Here is a 12,942-nt window from a genome sequence, read left to right as displayed (position 1 = left end):
GCTAGGATATTTTCTCCTGGCTCATTTTACTTCACTTTTCATCTTCAAATAACGCAACGTTACTTGAATAAGGAATTGTTAATTTTGATGAAAACTTGTTTCAGCGGGAATTACACTTTTGATTAATGCAACATCACTTTTTAATGCATTAGGTACAAAGAATTCCGTCCCCCAGTGTCCCGAATGAAACACAGACATCATATCCTTGTCTAAATTAACTGTGAACCACTTGAATTCTCCTATTTTATTTAAATAGTCATTCAATAAATAATCTGAAACGATAGAGTGCTTTCGCCACCTAAATATAGTGAGATTTTCTCCTTTAACAATTTCTAATTCATTTTTATAGAGAGATTTAATCTCTGAAATAGTTTCAATCTCTTCATTCCAACAATGAATTTCAATTGTATCTGAACTTTTTAAAAAGTGTTCGAATAATGCAGTCCAATAATCGTAATTTCCGATTACTGGCTTTGGAAAGGTTGATTCATCATCTGTATAGGTTGGTATATTAAAAGCTACATTATATTGGATACTAGTCCTTCCTCCTATGCCGTTTTGTAGCTAACCCTAATTTTTATTCAATAGAAAATAAGAATTAACTAATAAACATCCATTTTAGCTAAAGCGCCAGTTAGTTTAAGTACACAAACTTGTTGGCTACGAATAAAAAAATAAATATGTTTACTAATCACACTTTTGAAGTGTTCGGCGAAAAAGGTAAGCCAAGCTTATAAAAACTAGTGTAGTAATAGCTACCTTAATTAAAGAGAGATGTTCCATTAGAGGGGTATGCGTTGAGCGGTCCGATGTAAAGATAGACCACCAACTTGGTTCAGGATATTGATGTGATATCATAATCCAAAGGATAAAAAATAATAACACTATAAACCAAAATATCTTCATATTAAACCCCCTTTTATATTTAGACGGTTAAGTAAATAAAAAGTCACTTTCTAGTAAGAAAAAGCTACCCTTAAAGACAGCTACCTGTTTACTAAAGCAAGCCGTTAGTTGAATTAGAACAGCGACGCTTATTAAACAATTGCACCCGATTGCTTCAAAATTTCATTTATGAGATTCATCATAAAAAACGGTGGTATAGTTATTAAAACTTGCCCAGAAATATCCTTGTAAATTACCTAACATCCTTTGCAAATCACTTCTCGAAAAATATTTGCCGTTTCTAATATATCTAATACGATCTTCCAAGTTCAGGAAATTATTTATACTATCAACCAGGTATCCCCTTTCTTCTCTGGAATAATCTCCTTCAGTAACAAGGTGTAACAGGGTATTTCTTGCCTGTTGTACATCGAAAAGCATTCTATCCAGTTTATCTTTGTCAATTGTTTTGGAGTCCGTGCCGATTAGCCATTCTTGTTCAAAAATCGGAAGAATAAATTGAGTACGATTTACCGTAGGATTGTAATTATCACTTTCTAAATCCTTTTTTAGATCCTCCTCATAGGCAGCTTTAAACTCGCCAATCTCTTCTTCGTAGGTTTTGCCATTATGAGTATTCGAACCAGGATGATATGTTACGCTTTGATGGATGCTAAAAAACGATAATGGATAATACCAAGTTATGAAAGCTATAATAAGTACAATAATTACTACTGAACCTTTCCCCCAGACCTTCCTTTTAGGTTCTATATTCATAAAAATCCCCTTTATCTTCAGACTTATCCGCTTGTTTATTCGGATGGTTATGTCACAACATGGTTAGAGCTAAATAAAGGATTAACTTTTTATTTTATTCTATACCAGGTATAGAAATGGTAGCCTCTTCCCCATTAATTGTGCCACTAAATACATAAATAGGTTGATAAAATCCTTTAGAATCCATCACATACGCTTGCTTTACTTGTTGAATTTGCATTTCCTTAATATTTTTATCATACGTCTTAAACTTCCCATCTAATAATTCGTTATAGGCTTGTTGTTCACTTTTTAACTTAATTTCTCTTACCTTTTCATACGTGACTATGTTATTTACAACACTTTTTATCGTTTTATCTTGATAATAAGCCACTTTCAATGTCCCATCAATTAACTGGCCATCTGTTTCGAATTGATTGACCGTCCATTCATACTGCCCTACATCCATTCTTTCAAATTGTGCGGTTGCAGGAATGGTAATTCCCATTTCTTGAAGTGATAATGTTAATGTTTGTTCATCTGTATCAGCATGTTCAACATCAAAACTTGAAAAATCGGTAATTTCATAGGACCCATCTAAAAAGTGAAGCCATATAAAATACGATGGTTCCCCGTGATAGCGATAATTCGCCTCATTTTGATAATCAATAATTTCAATTGATGATGTATCCACCTTCTGCTTTCCAAAGATTTCATAGGCATATTGCTGCGCCTCGTCCTTCGATAAACTTGGTGCCTTATAAACAGTTGCTACAGGACCTTCGTCATTGAATGTTAGCGTCATTGATACCTCCACATCTTCCATCTGTATTTTATTAGCAGGCACAATCGACAAATTCCCAAACTCTTTTTGCTCATAATAAGTAAACATTCCTAGTGATAATCCAACGACTAGTAACAACGGCATCAATGATAAAGCACGTAACGCCCATCGTTTCACTATGAAAGCCTTCGCCAAACCAAAGCCAATCAATGCGCCTAATATATTATTAAATAAGTCATCTAATTCAAAAATGCCAACACCTGTTATGTATTGTACAGCTTCAATAAATCCAGTAGACAACATCGCAGCAAGTACCGTCCAACCTATTGCAAAAAAGCGTTTATGCATTAGTGGCAGGAAAAAACCAAGTGGCACAAACATTGCAATATTAAAATAAATATACTGCCAATCACGTACACTAAAATCATACCAAGCTTCTCGATACGAGCTAAACAGTGCTAAATTAACACTACCTTCATAATTTGCCCCACGATTCAGTAGCGTTAGCGCACATACTGATAGGATATATAAAATAAACAATAAAGAAACAATTACTTGTCTTCCTTTAAGTCGCTTATCTCCAGCAAATTTTTTTAAATAAATAAATCGATACACTATAAAAAGAACTAAGCAAATAATAATTGTTGCACTTAGTGCAAACAATAAATTGCGTTGTAACATCTGAATAATTTCTTCTAATCTCATGTCTGCCCCCTATTCCGATTTAAGGAATTACTAATAATTTTAACAGAATTAAATTGCAAAAAGTTCCAATTTAGAGAATTTTTATTTTTTCAACATTTATTCCCAACTTTGTAAATTAATAAAACTTACGATACTCCTTGTTGCACTAAACTGCTGCGTTAGTTTAAGTACATTGCTTCACAATCTCAACTAAACCTGTTTAAGTGTAACATTTAACAAAGCTTATCTGAGATCAACTTGATATTTTGGACATAAAAATAGACCATCGAAATGATGGCCATAATTTGCTAAAGCACGACGTTAGTTGAATAGCCAAGCTTAATTGTGATCCTCAATAGGTTCAATATCACTAAGAAAAATTAGTCCATTTCTTTTTATCGTGTAATTTACGAAGTATGTCTTATCTTTCTGAATTAAATTCATTACCATTGGTTCCCTAACAATTACTTTAATCTCTTCTTGTTGTCCCACTGGGGAATTGGGGTTAAATCCCTTTATCCATGCTTCATGGTTATCGTTAGAATGCCCTTTTTCAGTGACAGTAAAATCAGTTACAGTTAACACAGACGAAAAAGAATTATAAATAAAAATAATAATTAAAAAGGCAATAGAAATTGTTATAGCCGACAATAAAATTCTTTTACTCTTCATAAAATCCCCTCCCTCACTATCCTGCTACGTAGTTTAAGTGTAACATTTCACAATGCATATTTAGGATCAACTTGATATTTGGGACATAAAAATAGATCATCGAAATGATGCCATACTTTGCTAAACCAGCTAATAGGATGTCAATATTTTTCTCTAAAATTATTATTAATCCTATGATATACTATTTTGCGTATGACAAATAGCCCTCCAAAAATCTTTTGGAAGGTTTTCCCTTAATTACTTGTAACCAGTGATTATCCAGTCCGACTACTTGGTTCATTAACTTTCTCCTCTGACTAACTCACCAGTACCCCTGTTCCTCCTTGTAGTGTCATAGCTTCGCCTGTTATACGAGATCTATGTCCCAAACAGCCTCAAACCTGTTTCTACAAATAGGGGGTGGACAGTTTAGCCGATGGAATCATTATCCCACGCACCCGTACGTCCTACCCTTGGCTACTGATATATTAAATCCTAAAAAAATAAGGTCAACCAGTAAAAACTGGTTAACCTTATAACATGAAGCACCCGTTAGCTTAATAAAAACACTATCTTCCCTTATTTCACTTACAAACCACTTTATCATTTTATTATCTTTAAATTATCTAGAGGTAAAAATACTACTTTTGCGGTACCCAATATTTTATCCTCCGAAACAAATCCAACACGAGGGTCTCTGCTATCTGTGCTATTACGACGATTATCTCCTAGTACAAAAAAATGTCCATCTGGCACAGTTATTTCACCTAAATTTTCCTCTAATGTAAAGTCTCCCGTAAGTGTACCATTGTCTATCAAAGCTTTTTTATATTCCTCTAAGTAGGGTTCGTCGTACCTCTCACCATTAATAAAAAGTTCGTCGTTTTCATAAGCGATGAGGTCACCAGGAATACCAATAATACGTTTGATATAATTAGTATCTTCTTTTGCTTCAAATACAATAACATCAAATCTTTCATAATCCATCAATTCTGGTCCGATTTTATTCACTACTACTCTGTCACCATTTTCAAACGTGGGCATCATAGAAGCACCGTCAACTACAATAGGTGTAAATAGGAAAAATCGAATACCACATGCAAATAAAATAGCAATCCCTATTGCTTTTGCCCATTCCAATAATTCATTTTTTTCTTTTGCTTTTTTCACTTTCAACGCCCCTTTCTCTTTTATACACTTAGCTGTACTTGATTAATTCATTAATTAACCTATTCGACCTTCCTTTAAGAATACCTGCTACTTAAACTAAACTGCATTATTAATTTTAAGTGCAACATTTCATAAAGCATATTTAGGATAATTATAAATTATTATTACATGGTAATATAAATCGCCTTTATTTTTGTTTATATAGGAGCAGTATTTAAAATCTACAATTTCTTTTTTATCTCTTCTACTCTGAGTATTAAACTATCGAAAGCTTCTTCCGCTTCAACTCGACGTCGTACAGTACAAATAACAGGATATGTAGGGCAAACTTGTATCAACTTCTCCTTTGCTATTTCGATAGGTAAATCACCATCTACCTTTACATCCCAGAGTCCTTGTCTATTCTTATATGCAACAGCTTGAAAATCACTATTCTCATCTCTGTTAAAATAGATATGCCAATGACGGAATGGTAAATGCTCTTCAATTTCTTTTGCATAATCACTATATGATGTTTTAATAAAAACAAGTTCCATCTCTTCCGTCACAAGATTAGTAGGAATCTGTCCCTGACTTGGTAAATCTTCATTATCATATAGAGCACCGGCTAACAAATAAGCTAAGGCCTTCTTTGCATTTTGAATTGCTTCCTTTTTCGTGGGACCATAGCTTAACGGAGTCTCCCACCCGTGCTTTGGAAGCAAAGTTGGGAAATGAATATTGAAACTTTCTTCTTGCTTAATAAACGCTGGATATACTACATTCTCAAATGCCATATCATCTATACCTGCCCTTTATTTATTAGGAAAAACTAGAAATTAAAAGTATCCTTCTTCAACTAATTTGTGTGTTAGTTTAAGTAACTAGTTGTGTGTCAGCCTCATTTGATAGTTTTCGTGTAGTATAGTTTTCCGCTGGATTCGCCGTCTGCCGCTCCAATCAATACAGGCAACCCCATAAATTAGAGCTAAAATACAGTTCCAAAAAAGTAACCTATAAAAGCTACGAACAACCCACCTACATAAGTAGAAATAAAATAAAAAAGGTATTGTTTTCGTTTTTCCTTTAGTTTTATCAATTCAACGTTCAACGTTGAAAAGGTTGTCAGTGCTCCTAATAGCCCGATACCAATGAGCAGATAATAAATTCCTTCCACGTTCACCCCACACAGTAACCCGAGTAGAAAAGATCCTATTAAATTCACATAAAGCGTTCCAATAGGAAACTTGTTATACTTGTTTAACTTTTCAGAAGTATAATACCTCAATATTGCACCGAGGAATCCTGCTCCACCAACTGCTATTAGAGAAATTAGAGTCATTCTTCCACCTCTTTTTTCCATCCAAGATTACTGCTAATCATGCCCCCGATTATACTGCATATTAGATAAATCAGTGCCAAAGCATATTCGGATTGTTCTACTAAAAGTATAGTTTCCACACTAAAGGCTGAAAAGGTAGTAAAAGAACCGAGGAACCCGGTGCCTAAGGCGAGGCGTAATTTGTAGGAGAATCTCTCTGTACGAGACAAAATAAAAGCGAGAGCAAAACACCCAATTAAATTTACAAATAAAGTGGAAAAAGGGAAAGAAGATGAAGGAGCTATATAAAATCCAATCACATATCGACATATTGCTCCTAATCCCCCTGCGAGGCCAACGTATAGATAATTCACTATTCCACCTCACTGTTTAGAAATTTAGAAATCACCCAAACTCTCCTGAGCTGGGTGATTGAGTAATGTTATTTTAATAGAGTTGTAACATCTGTATATGGTAAGCCTTGTGCTTCTGCAACAGCTGCAAATGTAACATGACCGCCTAATGTATTAATCCCTTTTTGAAGCGCTAGATTATCCAGACATGCTTGCTTGTACCCTTTGTTAGCAATTTGCACTGCATAAGGTACTGTAGCATTCGTTAATGCCATAGTAGATGTTCTTGGAACTGCTCCTGGCATATTCGCAACTGCATAATGTACTACGCCGTGCTTTTCATAGGTAGGGTTATCATGAGTTGTTATTCTGTCAGAAGTTTCAAAGATTCCTCCTTGGTCAATGGCAATATCAATTACAACTGAGCCTGGAGTCATTGATTTAATCATATCCTCTGATACCAGCTTAGGAGCTTTGGCACCAGGTATTAATACAGCACCTATTACTAAGTCTGCTTCCTTCACCGCTTCTCCAATATTGTAAGGGTTAGAGATTAGAGTTTGAACATTGCTTCCAAAGATATCTTCTAATTGACGAAGACGATCCACGTTTAAATCGATGATAGTGACTTTCGCACCCATTCCTATTGCCATTTTTGCAGCATTTGTCCCTGCGATCCCGCCACCAATGATTGCTACATTAGCACGTGGAACCCCTGGAACTCCACCAAGTAAAATTCCTTTACCTCCATGGATTTGCTCTAGGAACTGAGCGCCAATTTGGGTAGCCATTCGACCGGCAACCTCACTCATCGGTGAAAGAAGAGGTAAAGAATTGTTTGGCAACTGAACTGTTTCATAAGCAATCGCTGTAACTTTCTTTTCTAATAGCACTTTTGTTAATGCTTCTTCAGGTGCTAAATGTAGATAAGTGAACAGAATAGAACCTTCTTGAATTAAGTCAAACTCTTGATGTGTGGGCTCTTTTACTTTCATTACCATTTCTTGATTCCATGCTTCGTGAGCAGTTTGAACAATCGTTGCTCCTGCTGCAATATAATCTTCATCGGTAAAGCTAGAACCTAATCCTGCTCCTGTTTCAATAAACACTTGATGATTATGTAGAGTTAAGCTTACAACTCCCGCTGGTGTCATTGCGACACGGTTTTCATGATTTTTAATTTCCTTTGGAACTCCTATACGCATGTCTATATCCCCTTTAACAAGATTAAATAGATTAGTGAAACAAGTATATTTTAGCATTAATAATTCTAAATTGCTCATCAATTCGTTCATATAATTAGCCTTTGTTCACAAATTAGACTAAATAACTATTAAGAAATAGCAGGAATTAGAGATTAAGTATAGAAATATAACAGTATAACAAACCCAGGAGGGATTTAGAATGACATTAAAATATAATCAAATCTTAGTAGCAGTAGACGGTTCAAAGGAAGCAGAATTTGCTTTTAAAAAGTCTGTTTCTATTGCTGAAAGAAATAACGCAACTTTAAATTTAGTAAATATTATTGATACTCGTTCTTTTGCAGCTATCGAGGCATATGATCGTTCTATCGCGGAAAGAGCTCAAAAATTTGCAGAAGATTTACTTGGTGGATATAAAAAAGAAGCTCTTGCTGCTGGAGTGGCAAATGTAAATATTATTGTTGAGTATGGCTCACCAAAGACAATGATTTCGAAGGATCTAGCTAATAAGGTAGAAGCAGATTTAATCATTTGTGGAGCAACTGGGTTAAATGCTATGGAAAGATTTTTAATTGGTAGTGTGTCTGAGTATATTGTACGTTCTTCTACATGTGATGTACTTGTAGTTCGTACAGATGAAGTGCTGGAAGCATAATTTAGTATATTAAATTTAGAGAACCATGGCTTATGCCTTGGTTCTCTTTTTTTGTTTTAAACATTTTGAATGTAGGACTAGAGGTAAGTAGGCAGAAGGCGTTGATGCTTTACATAGAACAATGTAGAAGTTGATTTACGCTCTAGGCGGACGCTTTCCGTGGGGTGAGCGATAAGCCATCACCCATCGCTTACGCACATGGTTGTGATGTCTTATCTTTCTCACTCATCCCACCGGAGTCGCCGCCTGCCGCTGCAATCAACAATTGGTTATCCCTTCTTAAAACCTCCTAGCTAATGCTTAAAATCAAGTAAGAACAATGCCATTCATAACTATTTAACTATAAATATGAGTTTTATTATACTATAATGGAAAATAATACTATATTTTATAGAATTTAATTAGAAAGAGACGTGAGTTTTTTTGATTAAGCATCTTGTGGAACGAATATTTATGAAAAACTCTATCACTAAAGAGGCAACAAATGAATTATCTTTTGCGCAACCTCAAAAAATATATCTTTTTGAAACAAATCAAGAAGAATTAGAAACAATACTTAAATCTCCTTTTCCAGACGGTAATGCTCCGGGGTATGTGTACTTCGTCCAAGAATATATGAATGGCACTTTTAAAATTGGAAAAACAAAGCACATTGAAAAACGAATGAATCTTTTTAACATTAAGCTTCCATTTGAGAACAAACTTATCTACTTGATTAAGACTGGAAATCACCACCAGACAGAGGTGGCGTTTCATAAGCATTTTTCTTCTAAAAGATTAGAAGGTGAATGGTTTAGCCTGAACAGAGATGATATGAATTGGATTAAGTCAGGTAAATATACGGATGAAATTAACTACAGTATTAGTAACAACAAAGAAAAAGATGTAAACGACAAAGGAAAAATGGTTGAAGAGTCTATAAAAAAAGAAAAACCATTAACTAAAAAACAAATACAATATGCTAAAACAATGATCCAAAAATTAGATCAGGAGTATGAGTTAATGATTGATTATTCCTCTTTAACGAATGAAGATTTAAGTAGATTAAGTGTTTATTTTAGATTTAAAAACATTGGTGCTTTAAACAACCTTGTTAAAAATGGTGTGTTAAAGAAAAAATAATATTAACTACATCCCCGCCACCCTCATCACATCTCTAGCAATCATAATCTCTTCATTTGTAGGAATGACGATGACTTTTACTGGCGAGTGCGGGTAGTTGATGAAGCCTTCTTTGCCGTGCAGCTTGTTTAGGTCTGGGTCCATGTAGACTCCCATGAATTGGAGACCAGAGAGTACTTTTTCGCGGATAACCTCGCTGTTTTCTCCTATGCCTGCTGTAAATATGATGGCGTCTACTCCATTCATACGGGCAGCGTAGGATCCAATGTATTTGTGTATTCGGTTAGCAAAGACGTCTAGTGCTAGCTGGGCACGGTCGTTGCCTTTGGTTGCCTCTATTACTATGTCGCGGAGGTCGCTGGAAAAGCCTGAAACTCCTAACATTCCTGATTTCTTATTTAGTATATCTAGGATGCCCTCTGCGCTTTTTCCTGTCTTCTCCATTAAGTAAGGTATTAATGCCGGGTCAATGTTTCCTGATCTTGTACCCATCGTTACTCCTGCGAGTGGAGTGAATCCCATGGAGGTATCGATGGATTTCCCTTTATGAATAGCTGCAATGCTTGCCCCATTTCCGAGATGGCAGGAGATGAGGCGAGTTATTTCTAGTGGTCTATTTAATAATTCTGCTGCTCGGTGAGCGACATATTTATGAGAGGTTCCGTGAAAGCCATATTTTCGAATACTATACTTTTCGTAATAGTCATACGGAATCGAGTATAAATAAGAACTTTCAGGCATCGTTTGGTGGAAAGCAGTATCAAACACAGCGACAGCTGGTATATTGGGCAAAACTTTTTGAAATTCTATGATTCCTGTAACGTTTGCCGGGTTATGAAGTGGAGCAAACTCTGCTAATCTTTCAATATTTTTGATCACGTCCTCGTTTATTAAAATGGAGTCATTGTATGTTTCTCCTCCATGTACGACACGGTGGCCAATTCCTTGTATATCTTCTAACGATTGAATTACTTTGTGATCAATCAGCATTTTAATGAGCAATTTAACCGCCTGTTCGTGATTATCTACTTGCTCTATTAAGTGGATACGTTCATCGTCAAAGTTCATCGTAAACACAGGATTTGATAATCCTATTCTTTCGATTAATCCTTTTGCTATTACTCTTTCTTCGGGCATTGAGTACAACTGAAATTTTAAAGAAGAACTACCTGCATTAACTGCTAAAATATTTGGCATAAGAAAACGCCCCTTCTTTATACTGATACAATAATTGTACCTTGCATAAAAGGGGCGGGCAAATTTTACCTATTATTTTCTTCTTGCCATATGTCGATTTTTTTGAAGAATAGCTCCATTGCTTCTCGATTTGTCATACTTGGTACCTTCGCAAGCAAGACCTCTCGTGGAGCCTTTAAGTCTTCACTTTTCTTTTGTAAAATAAGGAGACTCTTTTCTTGCGCTTTGTTCTTAAAGATAGAGTCTGGAAGTTGAATGACTGCTTGTATCCAGCCATTTTCTTTTATAAATTTATGCAGCTGTGGTGCTTGCTTTGATTCGAAGATCGTAGCTGGGACTAGAAAATATAGATATCCACCTGGCTTTACATGCTTCATCGCTTGTTCCATGAACAAATGATGGGCATAAGGCATTTCATCCTCGCTATGAAGGAAATAATCCTTCGAGGCCTCTTCGTCTGGATAATATCCTACTGGCAAGTCACTTACAACTATATCGACAGGATCAATCATCAATGGACGAATTGCATCCTGTCTAAATAACTGGATGTCCTGCTCCAGTAGTTCCCCAACCTGCGCAGCAAGCTGAATAAGTAACTCGTCTATCTCAACTCCAAACGCATGGGAAGTATTCGGAATGACGTTCATTAGGGTGAATAAAAGGTTTCCAGTACCTAGTGCTGGATCTAAAAAGGACAGCTCCTTTTTCTCCTTGTTCATTTCTTTTACGAAGTAGCTTAATAGTAAGCCAATTGCGTCCGGTGTCATTTGGTGATTTGCTTGAGTAGACTTGCTCATCCCTTTTAAAATAGCGAGCTGGATAGCTTTACGAATCTCTTCTTTTTTAGGATTCACAAGGTCAGGAGCTTTTTTATTTTCAAGCCATAGCTCAAGTGCATAGACGATTCCTTCTAAATAAGGAGCAGATTCCTGCTCTTCAATATATGTGGCTTCTTGATCGATAAATGAAAAGATTTTTTCTACATTTGTTTGCATACTGATCCCTCAAATGAAAACCCACTCGAAATAGAGTGGGTTTACTTATTTTTTATAGTGTTAGTTATTGAGCTGCTTTAACAGCCTCAAGCGCTTTTTCGTAGTCAGGGTGGTTAGTACCTTCACTTACGATTTCCTTGTAAGTTACAACACCATTCTTATCTACTACAAATACCGAGCGAGCAAGTAAGCGTAACTCTTCCATTACTATTCCGAATGCTTTCCCGAAAGAAAGGTCACGGTGATCAGATAATGTCTGAATAGAATCTGCTGCATTTGCTCCACACCAACGAGACTGTGCAAAAGGTAGGTCAACAGAGATTGTTAAAATAACAACATCATCACCAAGACTTGCAGCACTTTCGTTAAACTTGTTAGTTTGTGCTGAACAAACACCAGTGTCAAGGGAAGGTACTACACTAATCAGGCGAGTTTTTCCAGCTGAATCCTCAAGAGTAACCGGCGATAGGTTATTTGCCAATACTGTAAAGTTTGGAGCTTTTTCCCCAACCTCTACCTCTTTGCCTAATAATGTTACAGGATTATTTTTAAATGTTACTTGTGTCATAATTATGTAGCCTCCTTTTCGATACTCTCATCTTACTAGAATTCGTTTGTCTCTTGCAACTCATTTGCAACAGGAGTGCGCTTATATTCTACAATTTCCTTTTTGTCATAGGAAGATTCGTGTATTACTAGTGTATCTGCAATAAAATCATGGATAGCTTGCTTTTGTGGCGTAAAGGCCGCAACTACATACGGTAGGTTAAATGGTATGACTGATATTAGACGTCCTACCCATTCTCTGAATAAAACCGTACCCCATGTTAGCTTTCCTTCTCCTTTAGATACAACACGAATGCCAAAAATCATTTTACCCACTGTTTGTGAAAAGAACTTCGTCATAAGAACAAAGTACAAATAGAAAAGAATTGCTGTTGTAAGTGAAATTGGAGCATACCAGCTCGAACTGCTTACATCCAATGAGAACAAGCGGAAAACTGGTTTGATTAACAGCATGCCTACAGAAGATAGCACTAGCAAATCTACTATATAAGCCCAGAAGCGTATCCAAAAACCAGCAGCCTTTTGTACGTAGCTTTCCGTTTTCGAAACGGCCATTGTTTGACGAACAGGCGGGCTTTCTTTTACAAGCTCATGGTTATTTGGTTCTAACTCACTCAT

The 12,942-nt window shown here is 35.9% G+C and carries 15 protein-coding genes; 2 read left to right on the top strand and 13 right to left on the bottom strand.

The features are described 5' to 3' along the window. Window positions 1-687: 687 nt before the first annotated feature. The 9 genes from MKX96_RS07270 to ald form a co-directional block, all read right to left on the bottom strand. Window positions 688-906, bottom strand: a complete 219-nt coding sequence (locus MKX96_RS07270; protein WP_340883029.1) for a hypothetical protein — start codon at window positions 904-906, stop codon at window positions 688-690. 162 nt (window positions 907-1,068) lie between these two features. Further along, entirely contained in the window at window positions 1,069-1,662 is a 594-nt protein-coding gene (locus MKX96_RS07265) for a hypothetical protein (protein WP_340883028.1), read from the bottom strand. Between the two features lie 94 nt (window positions 1,663-1,756). Beyond that, the gene (locus tag MKX96_RS07260; RefSeq protein WP_340883027.1) at window positions 1,757-3,130 is read right to left on the bottom strand and encodes a VanZ family protein; all 1,374 of its coding nucleotides are present in this window, start codon (window positions 3,128-3,130) and stop codon (window positions 1,757-1,759) included. Between the two features lie 318 nt (window positions 3,131-3,448). Next, the gene (locus MKX96_RS07255) at window positions 3,449-3,781 is read right to left on the bottom strand and encodes a hypothetical protein (protein ID WP_340883026.1); all 333 of its coding nucleotides are present in this window, start codon (window positions 3,779-3,781) and stop codon (window positions 3,449-3,451) included. Window positions 3,782-4,363: 582 nt separating this feature from the next. Next, window positions 4,364-4,930 carry a signal peptidase I gene (gene lepB / locus MKX96_RS07250; RefSeq protein ID WP_340883025.1) on the bottom strand — a complete coding sequence of 189 codons (567 nt, stop codon included), beginning with the start codon at window positions 4,928-4,930 and terminating at the stop codon, window positions 4,364-4,366. A 221-nt stretch (window positions 4,931-5,151) separates the two neighbouring features. Continuing rightward, window positions 5,152-5,706: a type II toxin-antitoxin system HicB family antitoxin gene (locus MKX96_RS07245; RefSeq protein WP_340883024.1), complete on the bottom strand. Its 555-nt coding sequence runs from the start codon at window positions 5,704-5,706 to the stop codon at window positions 5,152-5,154. Between the two features lie 191 nt (window positions 5,707-5,897). Further along, on the bottom strand, window positions 5,898-6,251 hold the full coding sequence (locus MKX96_RS07240) for a fluoride efflux transporter FluC (RefSeq protein WP_340883023.1): 354 nt from the start codon (window positions 6,249-6,251) through the stop codon (window positions 5,898-5,900). After that, entirely contained in the window at window positions 6,248-6,604 is a 357-nt protein-coding gene (gene crcB / locus MKX96_RS07235; RefSeq protein WP_340883022.1) for a fluoride efflux transporter CrcB, read from the bottom strand. The genes MKX96_RS07240 and crcB overlap by 4 nt, the downstream gene beginning before the upstream one ends. Before the next feature lie 68 nt (window positions 6,605-6,672). Next, window positions 6,673-7,788, bottom strand: a complete 1,116-nt coding sequence (gene ald, locus MKX96_RS07230) for an alanine dehydrogenase (protein WP_340883021.1) — start codon at window positions 7,786-7,788, stop codon at window positions 6,673-6,675. Window positions 7,789-7,987: 199 nt separating this feature from the next. On the opposite strand from ald, the gene MKX96_RS07225 reads away from it, so the two are divergent. Both MKX96_RS07225 and MKX96_RS07220 read left to right on the top strand, forming a co-directional pair. Continuing rightward, window positions 7,988-8,443, top strand: coding sequence for a universal stress protein (locus MKX96_RS07225; protein ID WP_298473291.1), 456 nt, complete (start codon window positions 7,988-7,990; stop codon window positions 8,441-8,443). A gap of 453 nt (window positions 8,444-8,896) precedes the next feature. Beyond that, a complete protein-coding gene (locus MKX96_RS07220; RefSeq protein WP_340883020.1) occupies window positions 8,897-9,565 on the top strand; it encodes a GIY-YIG nuclease family protein in 669 nt (222 codons plus the stop codon). A gap of 6 nt (window positions 9,566-9,571) precedes the next feature. Here MKX96_RS07220 and MKX96_RS07215 read toward each other — a convergent pair whose 3' ends face one another. The 4 genes from MKX96_RS07215 to MKX96_RS07200 form a co-directional block, all read right to left on the bottom strand. Beyond that, on the bottom strand, window positions 9,572-10,762 hold the full coding sequence (locus MKX96_RS07215; protein WP_340883019.1) for an acetate kinase: 1,191 nt from the start codon (window positions 10,760-10,762) through the stop codon (window positions 9,572-9,574). Between the two features lie 65 nt (window positions 10,763-10,827). Then, a complete protein-coding gene (locus MKX96_RS07210) occupies window positions 10,828-11,757 on the bottom strand; it encodes a class I SAM-dependent methyltransferase (RefSeq protein ID WP_340883018.1) in 930 nt (309 codons plus the stop codon). A 64-nt stretch (window positions 11,758-11,821) separates the two neighbouring features. Continuing rightward, window positions 11,822-12,325 (bottom strand): thiol peroxidase, encoded by a 504-nt coding sequence (tpx, locus tag MKX96_RS07205; RefSeq protein ID WP_169360937.1) that lies wholly within the window; start codon window positions 12,323-12,325, stop codon window positions 11,822-11,824. 35 nt (window positions 12,326-12,360) lie between these two features. Further along, window positions 12,361-12,942 (bottom strand): RDD family protein, encoded by a 582-nt coding sequence (locus tag MKX96_RS07200; protein ID WP_340883017.1) that lies wholly within the window; start codon window positions 12,940-12,942, stop codon window positions 12,361-12,363.

This window comes from Psychrobacillus sp. FSL W7-1493 (genome assembly GCF_038004905.1).
In the GTDB taxonomy this organism is placed as follows: domain Bacteria; phylum Bacillota; class Bacilli; order Bacillales_A; family Planococcaceae; genus Psychrobacillus.
Note: the sequence above shows the minus strand (reverse complement) of the source record. Positions and strands in the feature narration are given on the sequence as shown.